Below are 21,867 nucleotides of genomic sequence, written 5' to 3' on the forward strand. Positions count from 1 at the left end.
GGGGCAAAGTGAATTTATTTTTGAAGATAATAATATTTTAAACTCTCCTTTTGTAAAAACCTATTGGACGCGCAAAGATCCAAACTCACCTTATTATTTTGCTGATGAAAATTATTTAATAAGAACTTTAGCTAATCCTTCGCATTTAACACTTCAAAGTCAAAAGAATAAAAATATCATTTATATAAGTTATCATAGTGCTAAAGATGATTTAACCTCAGCTGAATATAAAATTTCTATGATAGAAATTTTAAAAGCCTTAAATTATGAAGTAGATTTTCATCTAATAGATGAAAAAGATATAGATGGTAAATTTATTAAAGATTTAACTCATGGGTGTGGAATTCCTGATAAGACTTTATTTAATAAAGAATTACCTATTATGCTTGAAAAATTAAAAGATAAAACATTTAGTATAAAAGAAGATAGTATATCTTATCCTTGTAAAAATAAAGTTTTTACCTTTAAAGATAAAAATGATAAATTTGTTTTAGAGATTGTTTAAGGTTTTTTACCTTAAACACCAGCTAAAGCTAAAAGATCGCTTACTTTTTCACATTTTTTAAGATCATCACCGCTAATTTGCTTGCCAAGTGAGTTTTTAAATAATACCATGATAGATACAAAAGCTAAGCTATCCCATTCATCAATATCATCTAAAATCATATCTTCTTTTAGTGTTTCATCCATATGCATAGCTTCGCTAATAGCTTCTAATAATTCTTCTTTAGTCATTTTTTTCTCCTTTGTAAATTGAAATTGTATCAGTTTTAAAGTTTTTATCAAAATTTATATAAGCACTCCCCCAAGCATATCCAGCACCAAAAGCACTTAAAATGGCACTAAAATCATTTTTTTGTATTTCACAAAGTAAAGCAGGTAAAGAGCAAGCACTCAAATTAGCATATTTTGACATCAAAAAATTTGGTGCTTTAGAGCTATCAATACCCAAATCATTTATAATAGAATCAACTAAAAATTGATTGGATTGATGCAATAAAAAATAATCTACCTCATCTTTACTTTTTTCACAAAAATCAAGCATTTCTTTTATGCTTTGGCTCTCAAGATTAAGTGCTTGGTTAAAAATTTCAGCCCCATCCATGTAAAGATTATCTAAGCTCCTATGCTTATTGGTTTGAAATATTTCTTTATTGGAGCTTTTACTCTCATCAAGTTTAGCAAAAGCTCTATTGGGTATGATGAGTTTGTCAAAACCTTCTCCATTAGAATAAAGCTTAAAAAACGATTTTTCATTTGCACTGCTTATGATTGTTGCACTTACTCCATCGCCAAAGATTGGAGCTAAATTTGCATTTAAAGGGTTTATGGTTTTGCTTAAAGTATCACCACAAATTAATAAAATATTTTTTGCATTTTGATTTTCTAAAAAAGAAAAAGCTATAAATAAGCCATATAAATACCCCGAACACGCTTGATTTATATCAAAAGCTATGGTTTGAGGCTTTAAATTTAATCGTTTGTGAAGATAGTTTGCACATGATGGCATAAAAAAATCAGGTGTTTGAGTAACAAAAATCACCATATCAAGTTCATTTTTATCAAAATCAAGCATTTTAAATAAATTTATACTTGCTTCATAGGCTAAATCTGTTGTGCTAATATTTTCATCAGTGATAAATCTTTTTTGTATGCCTGAAATTTTTTTCATTCTTTTTAGCATTTTGGTATCATTTTGAAAAACATCTTCTAAGCAATCATCTATATTTATGCATTTATTAGGCACACAAACGCTTATGCCTGCTATTTTGGCTTTATTAAAACTAGCTTTCAATTATAAGTCCTTCGTAATTTATCATTTCTTTTTGGATTAGAGCAAAATTTTCTTTTATATTTGCATTTAAACTATATAAAAATTCTAAAAATGGCATATTTCTTTCGCCCTTTTGAAAGTATAAAATACATTCTTTTGTATTAAAATGCACGTGTAATAACTCTATAGCCTTATATAGCATAATTTTTTCAAGCTTTCTTCCTAAGGCTCTACAACTTATGCAAAGATCTTTTATGATTAAATTTGTTTCATCTTTATAAGCTAAAAAAATTGCTATAATACCACTATCGCTTAATTTATCATTCATGCTTATAGTCAAAATAGCATGTTTTTGCATAAATTCTTCACACTCTTTTAAGCTTAATCTTGAGTAATTTGATATAAATTGATTAGTTTTATTAAGTAGTTGTGAAATTCTTTCAAGTTCATCTGCGTGGTTGATATGAAATTTCAAACAAATCTGTAATTTTTCAAAATACTCTTTAGGGCTAAGCTTGCTAAGTTCTTGTCTTTGTAAATTTGCTTTAATATCAGCACTTCTTAACTCATCTTCTTTGCTAAAGCTTGTTTTTAAAAGTCTAGGATAGAGCTTTAAACTATAAGCACTATTTTCATCAGCTAGCAAGGTATTAATATGAAGGTGTGATACATTTTCAATTTCGGCTATATTATCATCAATAAATAGCACACTATCAAAAGCTATATTAAAAAAATTTACAATTTCTTTAATATTTTCGTCTTTACTTTTCCAATTAGCCCTGATCATACTAAAATCATCAAGTTGTAATAAAAAGTCTTTTCTTTGTGAAAAAAGTTTTTTTACATCTTCTTCTTCATTTTTTGAAGCGATGGCGAGTAAAAAACCTTGATTTTTTAAATTTAAAAGCTCACTTTGTAAGGCTTTATGATTGCTAGATAAAGTAAGATTTTCAATGCCATCTTCGCCTAAAATTCCTTGGTATAAGGTATTATCAAGATCTATGATGATTGCTTTTAAAGTTGGTTGCAAGAAGCTAGGTAGGATTTTTAGTCCTAGAAATTGGGCTAATTTTACACAAGCTTTATTACTAAGTCTGCTTGCATTTATTTCAAAATTACTATCATCTATGATGAGATTTTCATCTAAAAAGGGCTTTAGTATTTTGCAAATACTATATTCTTTTAAGCTTGTATTACCAAGTAAAAGTGTGATGATAGGAGCGTTGCTAATGCTTGATAGCTCTTGTATTTTTTCTTTGATAAAATCATCTACATTTTTTTTATAATTGTTTAAATCTATAAATATGATGTTTAAATCTGCTTTTTGAAAATTATCATAACTTAAACTATCATCATAAGAGCTTATGTTAAATTCAGCCTTTAATTTACTAAAGGCTAAAAATGCATTTAGTATGCTTGAAATCACTTCAAAAGAGTGATTTCTAAAAACATTAATAGTAATTTTTTTATAATGATTTTCCTTGCTAAGTTTTATAAGATCATTTCTTTTTAAATTTGGTGAAAAAAGATTCATTTTAGCTCTACTAATTCTATTAATAAATTATTACTCATCATCACAAAGCAAAGTTTTGCAAAATAACTTGCTTTCATTATGTCAACGACTAACAAACCATCATTTAAAAGCAAAGATAAATCTTGCTCTATATTTTTGCTTTCATAAGCTATATGATACATTTTAGTTTTATTTTTCAAATAGCTATCTAAAACGCCTTTTTCATTTAAATTTGACAAAAGTTCAAAGCGATATTGGGGGAATAAGTTATTTTTTGGAATGATAAATTCTCCTTTTACCCCTTGTTGTTCGTCTATAAATTCAGCTTCTTTAACAAAACCTAGCTTTTCAAATATTTTTCTTTCTTTTTCTAAAGATTTACATGCTACACCTATATGGTGGACCGGTAAATTTAAATTCATTTTTCAAATACCACAGCCATAGTTATAGCATTTTTAAATTTCAAAGCTTTTTCTAAAGAATAGTCATTTGCCATAAAACATTCATATTGTTTTATTTTTAAATCTGCTTTTTTTGCCATTTCAAAAATTTCATTTGGATGTGTAAATAAGTATATATGATCAATCGCAGGTGCGTTGATAGGTATGGTTGCGAAAATTTCACCTTCATTGCTTAATAAGTCTTTTGCTCTTTTTAAAAATTCTAAAGGCTGTTCAACATGTTCTAAAACTTCTCCAATTACTATTAAATCAGCTTTTTTGTGAAATTGAAATTGAAAAAAATCTTTACATAAAAATTCACAATTATTAATTAAATTTTTAACTTGATTTTCCACCATATTTTTTGTCAATTCGCAACTAGTAGGGGATAAATCTAAACCTAAATAATAATCAAATTTCAAACTTTTAACAGCTTTAGTAAAAAATTCTCCATGTCCTGGGCCTATTTCAAAATAATTATCATGTTTGCTTTTTGATTGAAGATAATTTTCAAAATACTTTCTAACTTTTATATGAGCAATCCAAATATAAGATGAAAGCGCAAGCCCTATCATGTATTTTTTCATATAAGTTTCATTAAAATAGACTTTATCTTTTACTTCTTCAAAACTTTTATATCTATATGAGTTATTTTCTATGAAATATTTTGTTTCTTCTAAAGTGTCATTAAGTATAGTTAAATAGCATTCGCACTGCTCTTGTAAAGAAATATTGTTTTGAAGATAATATGAAATGAGATTTTCAAATTCTATTTCATCTTCATTTGTTAGACTGATTTTATTTAAATATTTTGCGTGAATTGGATTTTTTATAGCTATTAACTCAAATAAGTTTTTAATATTTTTCATTTTTTACCTTTGATTTGATAGCTTGCAAAAGTTCATTTTGTGATTTTAGCTGACTTAATTCATCTTTGTTAAATTTGATTTCAAATTCTTCTTCTAAGCTCATGATTATATCAATATGATTTAAAGAAGTCCAATTTTTGCAATTTTGCATGCTTAAATTTGAATTTTCATCAACTTTTACTTCTAGTATATTTTCTAAAATTTCATAAAATTTATTTTCCATTTTTTAACTATCCTTTAGAATAAGTGTATTTTTATTCATGTTTAAGGCTCTTATTATGGCATTTTCATATTCTTGAGCAATAAAAATACTTATGTTATCATTGGCAAATTTTATCATATCGCTTTTAAAAGATGATAAAGCTATTTTAATAATATTTTTAATATTAGGAAGAGAGTGCTTGTTTAAATCTCTAACAAAATATAAGATTTCTTTTTTTGTTTTTTCTCCATTTTCATCAAGAATAAAACCCTGAAATTTTTTAAAATATCTGTAATCTACTTGATATTTTTCCTCAATATGGTGGGTTATGGTGTGTCCAATGCCACCAAAAGTAAGAAATTTCCCATTTTCTTTTATTAAAACATCATACACACAATTTTCTCCAAAACAACTTGTAGTATCTTTTAAAAACAATTCTTCTTTGGCTCCTTTAACGGCAAATGAAAATATAGGATCATTGGTGCGTTTTACCCCCCCCCACATCTGCGAAAATATTCATTTAAAGCACCCATTTTTGTAGGAGAATTTAATTTATCATAAACTTCATTTTTGCAAAAACTATAAGTAAATGTAGGCATGATTAAAGTACCTTCTTTGCCTATAACTTCAAAAAAACAATCTAATATAGTTTGTAAAAATTCATTTCTAGGAAGCAAGGGTGTGCCAAAATTAAAAAGTTCACTATGCACACATAAAATATCGCCTTTTGCAATGCCAAGTTTCTTAAAAGCTTCTATCAAGTCAACATTAGAGTATTTTTTATCATTGTATTCTAAGAAATATTTCATTTTATTAGTCCATGAAATTTTAATTTTTCTACTAGATCTTTTAATTCATAAGCTTGTATGTTTAGTTTTGAAGCTATATCTAAAACATCGTTTTTACCATCACAATAGGCTAAAAAATTACATGATATTGGAATGCAACTATTAGTTGAAGAAGTATTGATAGTATGGTATAAGTCTCTTTTACCTAAATTGGGTTCGCAAAATACAGTATTTTGATAAATTTCATTCACTTCTAAATTCATGATAATTTCTTGCATAGTTTTTAAGCTACCTTGTAATCCTTCTTCGCTAATGAAATTTAAATCATCTTTGCTAGTATGGTATTCTTTATAATCACCAAATCTAGTCCTACAGACCCCTACAATAGGTAAATTTACTAAGGGTGCACAAAATTGTCTTTCGTTGCCACCTCTATTTAAAAAGCTAAATTCTTTAAAATTATTTTTTTCTTTTAAAGTATGCAAGGCTACTTTATCTGCTAGAGTATTTTCACTTGGAGTGTGAATGAGTGAGTAAGCATTATCATCGCCTATGCAAGAGAGTGCAAAACCTGCTTTGGTGTATTTTTGTAAATGCTTTAAATGTTTACTAAGATAAACTATACTTCCTATAGTTTCAGGGGCAAAAACAAAACGATAATTATATTTTCTCTCTTTTAGTTTTAAAAGCCATTTAGCTAAAAACGCAGCTACCACAGGACCACTTAACTCATTATTTGCCATAGATGGATGACAAAGGTAAGTGGAAATTAAAATTTCATCTTTTGTTTCTTGTGTGCTAGGTATGAGTAAATCAGCATAGTTTAAAACCCCATTTTCATGGTGTTTTGCATCGATGAAAACTTTATATTTTCCTTCTTTTAGTTTAACTCTATCTTCGTGTTTTATACAAAAACCCCAACGTCTTTTATAATAGCTTGTCACATAAGGTATGGCATCAGGTATTTCTTCTATAGAGTAAAGATGCTCTTGTAGGCTTGCTAGATCAAGCTCTGTGTCTATGCCTGTGCTATAGTTTAACACATGAAGATTATTTTGCTTAAAATCACAAATTTTTTCTCCATCTGGAGTGATGATATAAGCATCGTTTATCTCCCATTCAGCAGGTACTTCCCAGTCAAATACTTTACTTCCACTTGCTATAGAGTGAATTTTTAATATACCCCCCCCCATAGCTTCATCAAGTATTTTTAAGCTTTGTCTAAAGCCAGCCCCTGTAATACTTCTACATATAGGGAAAAGTTTTTTAGCTAAAGCATACATCCCCCCCCCGCTCTGTATGATTGATTCATTCATGTTGAACAACCTTTCTTGATTTCTTCTAAAATTTTAAATAAACTATCTTTAACAAATCGCGCTTCTTTTAAGCTCATTTCTTGATGAGCAGGTATGCTAAGTTCAGCTTTATAAAAATTATCCGCATTTTCTAAAAATAAATTTCCATATAAGTTTTTATAATAACTAAACTCATAAGTAGGCTTATAATGCACTTGTACACCTATGCCTAAATTTAATAATTTTTCAAAAATAATCTCTTTTTGGCAATAAAACTCAGGGAAAAGCAAAATAGGATATAAATGTCTTGAGCTTTTTTTATAATCTTTGATTTTTATAGTGCTAAAATAAGGATTTTTTTCAAATTCTTTATCGTAAAAACTTGTGATGATTTCTCTTTTTTCTAGCATATTATCAAGTTTTTTAAGTTGATTTATACCTAAAGCGCAAGCCACATCACTTAAACGATAATTATAGCCTAGTTCAATCATATCGCTATCCCAAAGTCTTTTTTTGACTATGCCATGACTTCTTAAAAGCTTGATTTTTGAGATTAATTCCTCATCATTGCTAACAACCGCACCACCCTCAAAGGTTGTGATAGGTTTAACCGGATGAAAAGAAAATATACTCAAATCCCCCATAGAACCTACTTTTTGATTTTTATAAATAGCACCTAGAGCATGACTTGCATCATCAATTAGTGGGATGTTGTGTCGTTTGGCTAAGGCTAAAATTTCATCCATTTCTACACTATTTCCAGCAAAATCAACCACACAAATTGCCCCTATATTAGAGCTATCTTGGCTTAGTCTTAAAGCAAGTTTTTTCTCATCAATATTTCCATCACTTTTTACATCTATAAACTCAACCCTAGCACCTGCCATTAAAGCAGCATTTGCAGTTGCAGCAAAGGTAATAGGGGTTGTTAAGACAATTTTATCTTTTACATTTAAAGACAAATACGCAAGGTGTAAAGCAGAAGTAGCTGAATTTAGCACGCAAGCATATTTTACACCCACATATTCACAAAGGGCTTGTTCAAATTCTTCAACCTTTTTTCCGCCGGTTAAAAAATCATCTTTTAAAGCCTCACAAACTACTTGTATGTCTTGTTCGTCAATATTTTGATGAGAATAAGTTATCATTTTTCAAGCTCTGTATGATTTATTATATTTAAAAGCTCTTCTTGGCTAATCCATTCTTTGTTATTATCTGAGCTATAAGAAAAGCCATTAGAAACTTTTTTACCTTTTTGTCCTTTTGCATTTATACTAAAATCAACATTAATATTATTAAATTGGATACTTGGGCTGATGGCATAATAATTTTCAAATTCATAAGTTAAATGACTATCATCACTTGAAATCATAATTTCATGTAGTTTTTCACCTGCTCTTATACCTATGATTTTATGGGCTAAATTAGGAGCCATAGTTTTAGCCAAATCAACGATTTTCATAGAAGGAATTTTTGGCACGAAAATTTCCCCTCCATGCATATATGCAAAATTATTCAGCACGAAATTAACCCCATCTTCTAAGGATATCCAAAATCTTGTCATTCTCTCATCTGTGATAGGAAGCTCTTTAGCGCCTTCATTGATTAGTTTTTTAAAAAATGGTATGACAGATCCTCTTGAGCCTACTACATTGCCATATCTTGTAACGCTAAATTTAGTATGAGAATTTCCTGCGATGTTATTTGCTGCTACAAAAAGCTTATCGCTTGCAAGCTTTGTAGCTCCGTATAAATTAATAGGATTGCATGCTTTATCGGTTGAAAGAGCGATACATTTTTCTACATTATTTTCCAAACACGCATCGATTACATTTTGTGCTCCATGGATATTAGTTTTTATGCATTCCATTGGATTATATTCTGCAATTGGTACATGTTTCATAGCAGCTGCATGGATAACAAAGTCAACATCTTTCATTGCTATATTTAATCTTTCTTTATCTCTTACATCACCTATGAAATAACGCATGCAAGTATCATTAAATTCTCTCGCCATTTCAAATTGTTTGAGTTCATCTCTTGAATAAATGATGATTTTTTTGGGTTTGTATTTTTGAAGTAAAGTTTTAGTATAAGTTTTTCCAAAACTTCCTGTACCACCAGTGATTAAAATACTTTTTCCATTAAACATATTTATTTTCCTATTACTTGACTAAGTTTTTATATCGGCTGAAAATAAAATTATTTTAAAATTCTTGGTAAAGTTATGCCTGTTTGGGCTTGGTATTTGCCTTTTTTATCAGCATATGTTACATCACAAGGCTCATCTCCTTGTAAAAATAAAACTTGAGCTATACCCTCATTAGCATAAATTTTAGCAGGTAGTGGGGTTGTGTTTGAAATTTCTATAGTGATATGTCCTTCAAAACCTGGCTCAAAAGGGGTTACATTTACTATAATACCACATCTTGCATAAGTGCTTTTGCCAAGACAAATAGCCAAAACATCATTTGGCATTTTAAAATACTCAACCGTTCTTGCAAGTGCGAAAGAATTTGCAGGTACTATACATACATCGCCTACAAAATCTACTACATTTTCCTCTACAAAATTTTTAGGATCTACAACAGTGGAATTTACATTAGTAAAAATCTTAAATTCTCTTCCAACTCTTATATCATATCCATAGCTTGAAAGCCCATAACTAACTATACCTTTACCTATATTTGCTTCGCAAAATGGCTCTATCATATTGTGTTTTAATGCCATTTTTTTGATCCAATTATCTGCTTTTAAGCCCATTTTTGTCCTTTATAATTAAAGTGAATTTTTAAATTATATCTTAAAATAAAAGTAAAAAATAAATAATTGAAGTTATTTTTAGTATTTTTATATATAATTATAAATTAAGTCTTATAAATTAAGGAGAATATATGACAAAAGAAGAAATCAAAGAACTAATGCAACTTTTTGCAGAAGCAAATATAAGCAAGATTAAAATAAAAGAACAAGATGGATTTGAAATAGAACTTGAAAGAGATATGTGTTGTGAATTGCCAGCTCCAGCTCCTGTTACTCCAGCCCCACAGCCAATTAATGTAAATGTAGTTAATGAAACCAAAGCAAGCTCAAACTCTTCTAATAAGCCAACTATCAACAGCCCTATGGTAGGTACTTTTTATCAAGCTCCAAGCCCAGGTGCAGCGCCTTTTGCTAAAGCAGGACAAACTATTAAAAAAGGAAGCACTATAGCAATTATTGAAGCGATGAAAATCATGAATGAAATCGAAGCTGAATATGATTGTAGGATAGTAGAAGTATTAGTTGCAGATGGTCAGCCTGTAGAATTTGGTATGCCTTTATTTGTGGTGGAGAAATTATAAAATGGAAATTAAAAAAGTTTTAATAGCAAATCGTGGAGAAATTGCATTAAGAGCTTTAAGAACTGTAAAAGAAATGGGAAAAAAAGCAATTTGTGTGTATTCTACCGCAGATAAAGACGCTTTGTATTTAAAATATGCTGATGCGAGTATTTGCATAGGAAATGCTAGAAGTTCAGAAAGTTATTTAAATATCCCAGCTATTATTAGTGCGGCTGAAATTAGCGAAGCTGATGCGATTTTTCCAGGATATGGATTTTTAAGTGAAAATCAAAATTTTGTTGAAATTTGTGCAAAACATAATATCAAATTTATAGGTCCTTCAGTAGCTGCTATGGCGCTAATGAGTGATAAAAGTAAAGCAAAACAAGTAATGCAAAGAGCCGGCGTGCCTGTAATCCCAGGAAGTGATGGAGCTTTAGGTGGGGTTGAGGCGGCTAAAAAGCTTGCTAAAGAAATAGGTTATCCTGTGATTTTAAAAGCAGCAGCAGGTGGTGGTGGCCGTGGTATGCGTGTAGTTGAAGATGAAAAAGATTTAGAAAAAGCCTATTGGTCGGCAGAAAGTGAAGCTATGAGTGCTTTTGGCGATGGCACTATGTATATGGAAAAATATATCCAAAACCCACGTCATATAGAAGTGCAAATCATAGGAGATAGCTTTGGTAATGTGATACATTTGGGTGAGAGAGATTGCTCTATGCAAAGACGCCATCAAAAGCTTATAGAAGAATCTCCTGCAATTTTACTAGATGAAAAAACAAGAGCAAGACTTCATGAAACAGCAGTTAAAGCTGCGAAAGCTATTGATTATGAAGGTGCGGGAACTTTTGAGTTTTTAGTAGATAAAAATTTAGATTTTTATTTTATTGAAATGAATACGCGTTTGCAGGTTGAGCATTGTGTGAGTGAAATGGTAAGTGGGGTAGATATTATCGAGCTTATGATTAAAGTAGCAGAAGGGTATCCTTTACCAAAACAAGAAGAAATTAAACTTAAGGGTCATTCTATAGAATGTAGAATTACTGCAGAAGATTCTAAAACTTTCTTACCTTGCCCAGGTAAAATCACAAAATACGTAGCTCCAGCAGGACGTAATGTTAGAATGGAAAGCCATTGTTATCAAGATTATAGTGTGCCTCCTTATTATGATTCTATGATTGGAAAATTAGTTGTTTGGGGAGAAGATAGAAACACAGCTATAGCTAAAATGAAAATAGCCTTGCAAGAGCTTATTGTAGGTGGAATAAAAACAACCAAAGATTTTCATTTAGCGATGATGGATAATGCAGATTTTATCAATAATAATTATGATACAAATTATCTTTCAAGACATTAATTTAAGATAGGTTTAACCTATCTTAATTCCTCTATATGAGCGTTTGCTCTTATTTTATCAAGATGATTTTTTAAGGCTTGTTCTCTTTGGGTTAGAGTGTAAACATTACTAACTTGGTCTTTGATTAAATCAAATTCGATAGGGTTTTTGCCATATTTTTCTTTTACAAAATACACTATATAAGCATTTTCACCATTTAATACTGGAGTAAATTCTCCTATTTTTGTATTATTTAACAAAGCAAGTAATCTTGGATCTAAACTAGCCGCATTTAAACTAATGGCCTTTGATTTAATCTGAGAATTTTTATACATAGGGTTTTGTGCAAGCTGTTGTAAAAGTTCAGGATTGGTAGAATTGTAAACAACTAAGTCTATGTTTGAAAAAGTGCTAAATTTATCAAGATTGCTTTCATAAAAATGTTTTAGTGTTTCATCGTCAATATTGATTTTTGCATTTTGCATTATGCTTCTATAAAGTTTTTCTCTTTCAAGATCTTTTCTAACTTTGTTTTTAAAAACTTCAAAACTTAAACCATCTTTTTCTATCTTTGCTTGCAAACCATTGATGTCAGTTTTATTGCCTTTTGCTATTTGGGCTAATTTTTCATTAAGTTCAAAAGTGCTTACATAAATTCCTAGCTTTTTAGCTTCACTTTGTTGAACTTTATCATCTACTAAAAATGCTATAGCCTTTTGCTTATCATTGGTTTTTAATTCTTTCATGGTTTGTTCTATATCATAAAGAGTAATAGGTTGATTTTCTACTACCATTGCCACACCGCCAATGGTTTGAGCATATAAAATATTTGCAGCAAAACAACAAGATATTAAAAATTTTCTCATATGAAACCTTTATTTAAGTGTAAATATAGCATTATAACAATAAAAATTTAAAAAAGGTAAAAATATGCAAGAAATTACAACACGTTTTGCTCCTTCTCCAACAGGATATTTGCACATAGGAGGGCTTAGAACGGCTTTATATAATTATCTTTATGCAAGAAAAAATAAGGGTAAATTTTTATTGCGTATTGAGGATACGGATTTAAAAAGAAATTCACAAGAAGCTACACAAGCTATTATAGAAGCATTTAAATGGTGCGGACTTGATTATGATGGGACGATTGAGTATCAATCCCAAAGATTTGATATTTATAAAAAATACATTCAAAAATTATTAGATGAGGGTAAGGCTTATTATTGTTATATGAGTAAAGAAGAGCTTGATGAGTTAAGAGCTAAGCAAGAAGCAGCTAAAGAGCGCCCAAAATATGATGGTAGATATAGAGATTTTAAAGGAACTCCGCCAAGTGGTATTGAGCCTGTAGTGCGTATAAAAGCACCACAAAGTGGAGAGATTAAATTTATAGATGGTATTAAAGGCGAGGTTAGTTTTAAGGCTGAAGATATTTTAGATGATTTTGTAATCGCAAGAAGTGATGGTAGCCCAATTTATAATTTAACCGTTGTAATTGATGATGCACTAATGGGTGTGAGCGATGTTATAAGAGGAGATGATCATTTATCAAATACTCCAAAACAAATCGTTCTTTATGAGGCACTAGGCTTTAAAATTCCTAAATTTTATCATGTGGCTATGATACATGGTGAAGATGGTAAAAAACTTTCTAAGCGTCATGGAGCAACTGATGTGATGGAATATAAAAATATGGGAATTTTGCCTCAAGCCTTGCTTAATTTTTTAGTGCGTCTTGGTTGGAGTCATGGTGATGATGAGATTTTTTCTTTAGAAAGTATGCAAGAACTTTTTGATCCAAATCATATCAATAAAAGTGCTTCTTGTTATAATTTTAAAAAGCTAGAATGGCTTAATGCTCATTATATTAAAACTTTACCTTTTGAAGAAATCAATAGACAATTAAAAGATTTAGGATTTGATTTAAGTCAGTATGAAAAAGCAGGATTTTTACTGGATATGTTAAGAGAGAGAGCTAAAACCCTGCATGATATTATTAGCGGGGCTAAAGTGTTACTAAATGACCCAAAAGAATATGATCAAAAGGCTGTAGACAAATTTCTTAATGTAACAAATTTAACTTATTTGGAAAAATACGCTATGGTTTTAAATGAGCAAAAAAATGCTTGTGAATTTGAAGAATTAACTAATCAATTCTTAGAAGAAAATAATCTTAAGTTAAAAGATCTAGCTCAAGCCATACGCATTGCACTCACTGGAAGCTCGGTAAGTCCTAGTATTTTTGAAGTATTAGAATTTTTAGGAGTGCAAAAAGCTAAGCTTAGAATAGAAAATTTACTAACTTACATGAAGGGGAAATAATGAATTTAAAAGAAGAGGCTTTAGAATACCACTTAGGTGGTAAAGTAGATATTGTTGCTAGAAAGCCTATGGATAGTGCGCATGATTTATCCTTGGCTTATTCTCCAGGGGTTGCTGAACCTTGTGTTGAGATAGCAAAAGATGAAACTTTAGCTTATAAATACACTAACAAAGCTAATTTAGTTGCTATAGTAAGTGATGGTAGTGCGGTTTTGGGGCTTGGCAATATAGGAGCAAGTGCAAGTAAGCCTGTGATGGAAGGAAAGGCTTGTTTGTTTAAAAAATTTGCTAATGTTAATGCTTATGATTTAGAAATCAACGCTCATAGTGTAGATGAGATTGTTACTTTTTGTAAAGCTATAGCGCCTACTTTTGGAGGGATCAATTTAGAGGATATTTCAGCACCAAAATGCTTTGAAATAGAAGCTGCTTTGCAAGATCTTGGAATTCCTGTAATGCATGATGATCAACACGGAACTGCAATCATTTCTACAGCAGGATTAATGAATGCTATGGAAATTAGTGGTAAAAAATTTGAAGATATTAAAGTAGTGGTAAGTGGTGCGGGTGCAGCGGGTATTGCAAGTGCTAGAATGTATAGAAATTTAGGGGTTAAAAATATCGTTTTAGTAGATAGCAAAGGTGTGATTAATACCCAAAGAGATGATTTAAATAAATACAAACTAGAATTTGTAAGCGATACTAAAGATAGTACTTTAAGAGAGGCCTTAAAAGGCGCTGATGTATTTTTGGGTTTGAGTGCACCTAAGATTTTAGATGATGAGATGATTTTAAGTATGGCTAAAGATCCTGTGATTTTTGCGCTAGCTAATCCTGTACCTGAAGTAATGCCTGAAGATGTTAAAAGAGTTAGAAATGATGCTATAGTTGGAACAGGTAGAAGTGATTATCCAAATCAAATTAATAATGTTTTAGGTTTTCCTTTTATTTTTAGAGGAGCTTTAGATGTAAAAGCGACTAAAATCACCGAAAATATGAAAATAGCAGCTGCAAAAGCTTTGGCTGATTTGGCTAAACTTGAAGCAACTGATGAGGTAAAACAAGCTTATGGTGTAGAAGAGCTTAGCTTTGGCAGAGATTATGTGATACCAAAACCATTTGATAGCAGGGTAAAAGCTGTAGTTAGTGCTGCTGTGGCAAAAGCTGCGGTTGAAGATGGAGTGGCTTTGGTAAAAGAATTTGATTATCAAAAATATTTAGCAAGTTTACAATAATTTTTATATATTAAGTTTTATTTAAAATAATTTTTTGAATAAAACTTAATTTTTATTTTCAATCTTTTAGTTTGACTTTTCGATTTATAATTTTCAATCCAATAAAATTAAGTAATAAAATAATTTCTTACACTAAATGTTAAAATTTGATATAAATTTTAGTATTGATTATATTTTTAATTAAATTAATTTATATTTAAGATATTTTTTTATAGGATACTAGTACTTAATCATAGAAAGGCTAAGATGATTTTTGGAAAGATAGATTATCTTAATTTACTCCCTTTACATATCTATCTTAAAAAAACAGCTTTTCCTAGCTATGTTAAGCAAACTACAGAATACAAAAAAGGGGTTCCTAGTAAGCTAAATCGCCATTTGTATTTTAGACGCATTGATGCAGCGATTATTTCAAGTATTGAAAGTCGTAGAAAAAAATACAAAACCTTAAATGTGGGAATTTGTGCAAGCAAAAAGGTAAAAAGCGTTTTAGTGAAAAAACATTCTCAAAGCAAAGAAGATGCAAGTTCTGCAACTTCTAATGCTCTTGCAAAAGTTTTAAAGCAAAAAGGGGAGGTTATCATCGGTGATAAGGCTTTAAAACTTTATTTGCAAAATCCAAAAGATTATATTGATTTGTGTGAATTATGGTATGAAAAGACAAAATTACCTTTTGTTTTTGCACGTTTTTCTTGCGTTAAAAATTTTTCTATTTATAAAAAAATGATGAAAAATTTCACAAAAAGTAAAATTTTCATTCCACAATATATTTTGTTAGATTATTCTAAATCAAGAAATCTTTCTCAAAAGGAAATTAGTGCATACTTAAAGCTAATTTACTACAAAATAGGAACAAAGGAGCAAATGGCGCTAAAAAAATTTTTAGCTAAAACAAGCAGCAAGATACTATAAAAAGGACAATTTATGAGTATGGCTAAACAATATATCAACGAAACTTTAGAAAAAATTCAAACAATTTCCCCAAGACAACCTATCTTTTTTCAAGCAGTAACTGAGGTATTAAATTCTTTAGAACCTTTACTTGAATCTAATAAAACCTACCAAGATCATGCAATATTAGAGCGTATTGTAATGCCTGAAAAAACAACTATATTTAGAGTTGTATATATTAATGATGCAGGTAAAGCTCAAACACATTTTGGCTATAGAGTACAGTTTAACTCTAGTTTAGGACCTTATAAAGGTGGACTTAGATTTCATCCTAGTGTGAATTTAGATGTTTTGAAATTTTTAGGTTTTGAACAAATTTTCAAAAACTCTTTAACGGGTTTAATGATAGGCGGTGCTAAAGGTGGAGCAAATTTTGATCCTAAAGGTAAAAGTGAAGCAGAAATTATGCGTTTTTGTCAAGCTTTTATGGCTGAACTTTCAAAAATCATAGGTGCAAGCACTGATGTGCCAGCGGGTGATATAGGGGTTGGTGCTAGGGAAATTGGATATATGTTTGGAGCTTATAAGAAAATTAGCTCTAATTTTGATGGAACCTTAACGGGAAAGAAAATTCCATGGGGTGGAAGTTTAGCAAGAACAGAAGCAACAGGATATGGTTGTGTGTATTTTACTCAAGAAATGCTAGCAAAATATAACAATGCATTAGAAGGAAAAGAGTGTGCAGTCTCAGGTAGTGGAAATGTGGCAATTTATACCATAGAAAAATTACACCAACTTGGAGCAAAAGCAATCACAATAAGCGATAGTGATGGATTTGTTTATGATAAAGATGGAATAGATTTGGATTTATTAAAAGAAATTAAAGAAGTAAAAAGAGCTAGGGTGAGTGATTATGCAGTGCTTAAAAAAGGTGCTGTTTTTACTCCAAAAAGTGCATATAAACAAGGTTGTAATGGAGTATGGAGTATACCTTGTGATATAGCTTTTCCAAGTGCTACGCAAAATGAGTTAAATTTAGAGGATATTAAAATCTTATATCACAATGGTTGTCGCATGGTAGCAGAGGGGGCTAATATGCCAAGCACACTTGAAGCGATTGATTTTATGTTAAATCAAAAAGACTTTTTATTTGCTCCAGCTAAAGCTGCAAATGCAGGTGGAGTAGCGACTTCTCAACTTGAAATGCAACAAAATGCAAGTATGTGCCAATGGAGTTTTGAGGAAGTTGATGCAAAATTGCATAAGATTATGAAAAATATTTTTGAAAATTCATATGAGTGTGCAAAAGCTTATAATCATGAAGGAAATTTAGTAGTAGGCTCAAATATAGCAGGCTTTAAAAAAGTAGCTGATGCGATGATTGATCATGGTTATATTTAAAAAAGATGGCTTAAATGCCATCTTTAACGCATATAAAAAAAGCTTGTTATTTGATTAGCAATTTTTTCCTCTAAAGACTCTTTGGCTCTGTCTATATTGCTAAGATAAGCAGTTCTTGCTAAAAGCGAGGTGCTTTGAGTAGAGTTTTTGGAGCTAATTTGTAAATTAACTTGTAAAAGATAGTAATTTTCTACTTCCATTTCAAAAACATCATCTATTTTATCAAAGTCATTATAAAAAAATCTCGCATTAGAAGCAATTAGTCTTTGCGCATAGGAAAATTTCTTAAAATCCACTATATTGATGTAAATTTTATAATCACTTTGTTCATTATTTAAAATTAATCCTAAATTTTGTAATTTTTGAGTGAGCTTAGCTTCTAAATTTGTGTTTAATTTTGAAGGGTTGTTGATGTGTAAAGAAAAACTTTGATTTTTATTAGCATGCAGGAAAATACCTTCATTGTTTGTTTGGATAAAAGTTTGCATAGGGCCTGTGCAAGCACTTAAAAATAGTGCAAGCACAAGTAAGAAAAGATTATTTTTGAACATCGATTATGGTTGGTACGGCACGAAGACCAAGTTTAGAGTATTTTGCAAAAGTTTCTCTTACTGCTTTAACCTCAGCTTCACTAGGTTTTTTATAATCTTTTATATCTTTATCATAGTATTTTTTCATAATGGCAATTTTTTGTGTATCGTCTTTAGCATTTTTACTTTCTTTATAAATTAATGCAGATTTTTCAAAAGCACTAGTATCATGGATAGGGGTTAAGATAAATTTCACTTGATGGGTTTTTAGTGTTTCTTCTATTTTATCTAAATGCATTCTACAATATGGACATTCTGGATCACTAAATACATAAAGTAAAGGTTTATTTTTATCGCCTAAAGAAATAAACATTTTTTCTTTTTTAAGTTCCACTAGAGCTTTTTTTGAAAATTCAGCTTGTTGTTTTTCCATAAGTTTTGCTTGATAAATTTGAGAGTAAAACTCACCTTTTTTTACATCAATTACTTCAGTTGTGATGATATTATCTTGAGTGAAAACGATTTCTTGGAAATTTTTACCACTAATTTCAAAATTAACTATCACAGCTTCAAAGTTAGTATCAGGAATTTTTTCTCTACTAGAAACACTAATGTTTGCATTTGATAAATTTGGATTTTTTTTAAAAAAATTAATAATTTCTTCATTACTTGCAGCAAATAAAGAGCTAGCAAGAGTTAAAAGAGCTAAAGATTTTTTCATTTTTTTCCTTTATTTTAAATTTTTATACATTATAAAATGTAAATTTTAACACTTAGGCTTTTAACATTCTTTTTTCCTCAATTTTTATCACTTGAGGATAGTTTTTATCAAGGTATTCTAAATAAGCTATGGCATATTTTCTTGAAATTTGAAAATGATTTTTTACAAAAGCTACATCTAAATGATGATTTTGTAAAAGTTTTAAAAACTCTTGCATGAGATTTTCAAGAGCATTTTTTTCTATAAAAAGATTATGCGCTAATCTTTTGACTTTGTTTTCTTTAGTGAGTTTTTTTAAGATAAGATCTCCATTTTTCCTATCAAGTTCTAAATACTCATAAAGATTATAAGGTGCGGTAGGTTTTATACCTTCTTTTTTTAAAATTTCATAAAGCTCACAATGAGCCTTTTCTTGTAGTTTTTCAAAATTTTGTCCTTTTAAAAACCATATGCCATCTTTAAAATCTAATTTTTCTTGCATTTGCTTGAGCACATAAGCACAAAAGCTCTCACTTGCCCAGCTAAGCCTTAAGGCGATAGAATGAGGAGAGATTAAAGCATAAGGATTTTTAGAGAAAATAAAATTAATAAATTCTTTTAAAGTTTGCATAGCATTTAAATCATACACATTTAAAGCTTGCTCATCGACAAAAACATGATCTAAACTTTTTGCTAGGTTTAGGGCTTGCTCATGAGTGAGTTTAAAGCGTTGATAACTTGAAAGTAAGCCAAAGCCAAGTTTGTGAGTTTGTTTTAAAAACTCAAATACTTTTTTAAAATCTTTTTGTTCTAAAAGTGCTAGATACTTAGCTTTTATATCTTTTTTTAAAGGCTCACTCACTGCATTTAATACCACGCCACCACTTTTAATACGCCCATTTTCAAGCAAGATAAATTTATCATCAAAACACAAAGGTAAGTTTTTATCAAACTCTAAGCTAATATAAGTTTTATCTTCAAATTCTTTGATTACATTAATTTTTGCATTAAGCTTTTTTGAGCCACTACAAAATTCTAAAATACTCCCGTGTTTAATCTCTGTATTAAAAACTACTCCATCGATACTTTTAAAGCTTTTAAAAACACCTTTTTTGCTTAATACATAGCCTTTTTTTAACTCATGATAATCACAATTTAAACTCAAAGCAACTCTATTATAAGCTTTTGCTTCTAAAACATTTTCTTCATGAATTTGTATATTTTTTACAATGATATCTTTTTGATTTTCAAGGCAAAAGATTTTTTCATTTTTGCTGATTTTTCCTTCATTTAAGCTTCCTGTTACTACCGTTCCTATACCTTTTAGAGAAAAAACTCTATCAATGTAGTATCTAAAAATTAAATTTTCATCATTTTCTTTAGGCTTTAAACTAAGTAGATAGTTTTTTAAATTTAATATACTTTGCTCATCATAAATGCTTGTTGGAAAAACTTTTAAGATATTGATTTTAAAGGCTTTTAATTCTTTTAAAAGCTCTACTTGTTTTTGTGCTAAATCCTTGCATAAATCAACCTTACTCAAAATAAGCACCACATCTTTTACGCCTAAAAATTCCAAAACCCTTAAATGCTCTATACTTTGAGCCTTTAAACCCTCGTTTATATCTATGACAAACATACATACTCTAAAGCCAAAAGCACCACTTATCATAGTTTTAATCAAACTTTCATGCCCAGGCACATCAATAAAAGCAATGTTTAAATTTTCACTTTTTAAATTTGAAAAGCTAAGATTAATCGTAATGCCTTTTTCTTGCTCTTCTTTTAAATCATCACCCTCAAAACCATTTAAAGCTTTAATAAGCGAAGTTTTACCATGGTCAATATGCCCAGCAGTGCCTATGATGATACTATGCATGAAATACCTCTTTAATAATGCTTATTATTTTATTTAAATCTTTTTCTAAAATACTTCTAAAATCTAGCACAAAATGCCCATTTTCAACACGGCCGATCACGCCTTTTTTTCTAAATTTTTCTTGTAAAAGCAAAGCTTTTTCATCAAAACTTAACACAAAAGTATCTAAGCTTTTATCAGGCATAGATCCACCACCTACTAAACTTTTAGAAGCTTTCAACTCACATTTAATAGGAATTTTTTCTTTGACAAAGAGTGCCTTTTTTTCTATGGTTTTTAAATCATCATTTAAAAGTTTTAGCGTAGGAATTTTTTCATATTCTTTTTCTAAGTATGCTTTGGTAGTTTCATTTAAAAAAGCTAGAGTGATTTTATCAACCCTTAGCATTCTTAGAAGTTGATTTTTCTTTAGTTGTTGAATGTATTTTTTCTTTCCAAGTATAATGCCTGCTTGAGTAGAGCCAAAAAGTTTATCGCCGCTAAAACTTAAAATATCACAATGTTTTAAAAGCTCTTTTACACTTGGCTCATTTTTACTAAGTTGTTTATTAATCTTTTCACACCATCCAGCACCCAAATCATAATAAGATATGAGTTTTTTCTTTTTTGTTAAAGCGTGAATTTCACTTAAGCTCACCTCTTCAAAAAATCCTTTAAAAGCAAAGTTAGAGCGGTGGGTTTTCAAGATCATTTTAGTATTTTCATTGATAGCTTTTTCATAATCATATAAATGAGTTTTATTAGTCGTGCCTATTTCTTTTAGCTTAACCCCAGCTGCTAGCATAACTTCAGGAATTCTAAAATTTCCCCCAATTTCAACTAGCTCACTTCTTGAAGTAATAACTTCCTCATTTTTTGCTAAGGTGTTTAAGATCAAAAATACAGCCGAGGCGTTATTATTAACAACTAAACAATCTTCACAATCAAATAATATTTTTAAATTCGCACTAAGTGCGTCATACCTTGAACCTCTTTTACCACTTTGCATGTTAAACTCTAAATTAGAATAAGAGCAGATGATTTCTTTAGTTCTTTCAAAAATACTCTCATCAATAATGCTACGACCAAGATTAGTGTGTATGATAACTCCAGTAGCATTGATTAAACTTTGGCTTTGCATATTTAAAAACTCATCAATACTTTGAGCAATTTTACTTAGTAAATCTTGTAAGCTAAAATTTAAATTTTCATTTTTACTTAGTTCTTTTTTACAATTTGAAACAACTATTTTTGCAAAATGAGATCTTAAATACAAAGGGTAGCTAGCCAAGTTTTCATCATTTATAAGCGTGTTTATGGGTGGAAAATTTCTAAATTTGTTCATCTTAAACCTTAAGAATAAATTAGTAAAATTATAACTTTTTTATAATGA

The 21,867-nt window shown here is 29.7% G+C and carries 22 protein-coding genes and 1 pseudogene; 7 read left to right on the forward strand and 16 right to left on the reverse strand.

All coding sequences use genetic code 11. From position 1 onward, the window contains the following. On the forward strand, nt 1-505 hold a 505-nt coding region (locus tag L8X40_RS02335; RefSeq protein ID WP_263667205.1), incomplete at its 5' end, for a DUF2920 family protein. Between the two features lie 11 nt (nt 506-516). Here the strand turns inward: L8X40_RS02335 and L8X40_RS02340 are convergent. From L8X40_RS02340 to dcd, 11 genes and pseudogenes are all read right to left on the reverse strand, one after another. Further along, nucleotides 517-735: an acyl carrier protein gene (locus L8X40_RS02340; RefSeq protein WP_214100219.1), complete on the reverse strand. Its 219-nt coding sequence runs from the start codon at nt 733-735 to the stop codon at nt 517-519. Further along, on the reverse strand, nt 728-1,795 hold the full coding sequence (locus tag L8X40_RS02345) for a beta-ketoacyl-ACP synthase III (RefSeq protein WP_214135927.1): 1,068 nt from the start codon (nt 1,793-1,795) through the stop codon (nt 728-730). Before L8X40_RS02345 ends, L8X40_RS02340 begins: the two co-directional genes overlap by 8 nt. Next, nucleotides 1,785-3,308: an HAD-IIIC family phosphatase gene (locus L8X40_RS02350; protein ID WP_214135928.1), complete on the reverse strand. Its 1,524-nt coding sequence runs from the start codon at nt 3,306-3,308 to the stop codon at nt 1,785-1,787. The genes L8X40_RS02345 and L8X40_RS02350 overlap by 11 nt, the downstream gene beginning before the upstream one ends. Continuing rightward, a complete protein-coding gene (locus L8X40_RS02355; RefSeq protein ID WP_214135929.1) occupies nt 3,305-3,709 on the reverse strand; it encodes a VOC family protein in 405 nt (134 codons plus the stop codon). Before L8X40_RS02355 ends, L8X40_RS02350 begins: the two co-directional genes overlap by 4 nt. Then, a complete protein-coding gene (locus L8X40_RS02360) occupies nt 3,706-4,596 on the reverse strand; it encodes a class I SAM-dependent methyltransferase (protein WP_214100215.1) in 891 nt (296 codons plus the stop codon). The genes L8X40_RS02355 and L8X40_RS02360 overlap by 4 nt, the downstream gene beginning before the upstream one ends. Then, complete coding sequence (locus L8X40_RS02365) at nt 4,583-4,819, reverse strand: acyl carrier protein (RefSeq protein WP_214100214.1); 237 nt, start codon at nt 4,817-4,819, stop codon at nt 4,583-4,585. The genes L8X40_RS02360 and L8X40_RS02365 overlap by 14 nt, the downstream gene beginning before the upstream one ends. Nucleotides 4,820-4,822: 3 nt before the next feature. Further along, nucleotides 4,823-5,607, reverse strand: a pseudogene (locus L8X40_RS02370) (AAC(3) family N-acetyltransferase). Beyond that, entirely contained in the window at nt 5,604-6,902 is a 1,299-nt protein-coding gene (locus L8X40_RS02375) for a DUF4910 domain-containing protein (protein WP_263667206.1), read from the reverse strand. Before L8X40_RS02375 ends, L8X40_RS02370 begins: the two are co-directional and overlap by 4 nt. Then, nucleotides 6,899-8,029 (reverse strand): UDP-4-amino-4,6-dideoxy-N-acetyl-beta-L-altrosamine transaminase, encoded by a 1,131-nt coding sequence (gene pseC / locus L8X40_RS02380; protein ID WP_214135932.1) that lies wholly within the window; start codon nt 8,027-8,029, stop codon nt 6,899-6,901. Before pseC ends, L8X40_RS02375 begins: the two co-directional genes overlap by 4 nt. Further along, a complete protein-coding gene (gene pseB, locus L8X40_RS02385) occupies nt 8,026-9,033 on the reverse strand; it encodes a UDP-N-acetylglucosamine 4,6-dehydratase (inverting) (protein ID WP_214100211.1) in 1,008 nt (335 codons plus the stop codon). Before pseB ends, pseC begins: the two co-directional genes overlap by 4 nt. Nucleotides 9,034-9,083: 50 nt before the next feature. After that, complete coding sequence (gene dcd / locus L8X40_RS02390; RefSeq protein WP_214135933.1) at nt 9,084-9,644, reverse strand: dCTP deaminase; 561 nt, start codon at nt 9,642-9,644, stop codon at nt 9,084-9,086. 131 nt (nt 9,645-9,775) lie between these two features. Between dcd and accB the strand changes: the two genes are divergently transcribed. Both accB and L8X40_RS02400 read left to right on the forward strand, forming a co-directional pair. Continuing rightward, nucleotides 9,776-10,225 (forward strand): acetyl-CoA carboxylase biotin carboxyl carrier protein, encoded by a 450-nt coding sequence (gene accB, locus L8X40_RS02395; RefSeq protein ID WP_214100210.1) that lies wholly within the window; start codon nt 9,776-9,778, stop codon nt 10,223-10,225. Between the two features lies 1 nt (nt 10,226). Then, nucleotides 10,227-11,558 (forward strand): acetyl-CoA carboxylase biotin carboxylase subunit, encoded by a 1,332-nt coding sequence (locus tag L8X40_RS02400; RefSeq protein ID WP_039619123.1) that lies wholly within the window; start codon nt 10,227-10,229, stop codon nt 11,556-11,558. Between the two features lie 17 nt (nt 11,559-11,575). Here L8X40_RS02400 and L8X40_RS02405 read toward each other — a convergent pair whose 3' ends face one another. Then, on the reverse strand, nt 11,576-12,403 hold the full coding sequence (locus L8X40_RS02405) for a peptidylprolyl isomerase (RefSeq protein WP_214135934.1): 828 nt from the start codon (nt 12,401-12,403) through the stop codon (nt 11,576-11,578). Nucleotides 12,404-12,467: 64 nt separating this feature from the next. Here L8X40_RS02405 and gltX point away from each other — a divergent pair, with 64 nt between their 5' ends. From gltX to gdhA, 4 genes are all read left to right on the forward strand, one after another. After that, nucleotides 12,468-13,859: a glutamate--tRNA ligase gene (gene gltX, locus L8X40_RS02410; protein WP_039642190.1), complete on the forward strand. Its 1,392-nt coding sequence runs from the start codon at nt 12,468-12,470 to the stop codon at nt 13,857-13,859. After that, complete coding sequence (locus L8X40_RS02415; protein ID WP_214125729.1) at nt 13,859-15,094, forward strand: malic enzyme-like NAD(P)-binding protein; 1,236 nt, start codon at nt 13,859-13,861, stop codon at nt 15,092-15,094. The genes gltX and L8X40_RS02415 overlap by 1 nt, the downstream gene beginning before the upstream one ends. 246 nt (nt 15,095-15,340) lie before the next feature. After that, nucleotides 15,341-16,006: an MqnA/MqnD/SBP family protein gene (locus L8X40_RS02420; RefSeq protein WP_087700479.1), complete on the forward strand. Its 666-nt coding sequence runs from the start codon at nt 15,341-15,343 to the stop codon at nt 16,004-16,006. A 12-nt stretch (nt 16,007-16,018) separates the two neighbouring features. After that, nucleotides 16,019-17,386, forward strand: a complete 1,368-nt coding sequence (gene gdhA, locus L8X40_RS02425; RefSeq protein WP_087700478.1) for an NADP-specific glutamate dehydrogenase — start codon at nt 16,019-16,021, stop codon at nt 17,384-17,386. Between the two features lie 23 nt (nt 17,387-17,409). On the opposite strand, the gene L8X40_RS02430 is transcribed toward gdhA, so the two are convergent. The 4 genes from L8X40_RS02430 to selA are packed head-to-tail and all read right to left on the reverse strand — an operon-like array spanning nt 17,410 to nt 21,819. After that, nucleotides 17,410-17,937: a hypothetical protein gene (locus L8X40_RS02430; protein ID WP_214125731.1), complete on the reverse strand. Its 528-nt coding sequence runs from the start codon at nt 17,935-17,937 to the stop codon at nt 17,410-17,412. Continuing rightward, nucleotides 17,924-18,637 carry a thioredoxin fold domain-containing protein gene (locus L8X40_RS02435; protein WP_214125733.1) on the reverse strand — a complete coding sequence of 238 codons (714 nt, stop codon included), beginning with the start codon at nt 18,635-18,637 and terminating at the stop codon, nt 17,924-17,926. The genes L8X40_RS02430 and L8X40_RS02435 overlap by 14 nt, the downstream gene beginning before the upstream one ends. 52 nt (nt 18,638-18,689) lie before the next feature. Further along, nucleotides 18,690-20,495, reverse strand: coding sequence for a selenocysteine-specific translation elongation factor (selB, locus tag L8X40_RS02440; protein ID WP_214125737.1), 1,806 nt, complete (start codon nt 20,493-20,495; stop codon nt 18,690-18,692). Continuing rightward, on the reverse strand, nt 20,488-21,819 hold the full coding sequence (selA, locus tag L8X40_RS02445; protein ID WP_263667209.1) for an L-seryl-tRNA(Sec) selenium transferase: 1,332 nt from the start codon (nt 21,817-21,819) through the stop codon (nt 20,488-20,490). Before selA ends, selB begins: the two co-directional genes overlap by 8 nt. Nucleotides 21,820-21,867 lie beyond the last annotated feature (48 nt).

It is taken from the genome of Campylobacter sp. CNRCH_2013_0855 (assembly GCF_025773025.1).
GTDB lineage: Bacteria > Campylobacterota > Campylobacteria > Campylobacterales > Campylobacteraceae > Campylobacter_D > Campylobacter_D jejuni_C.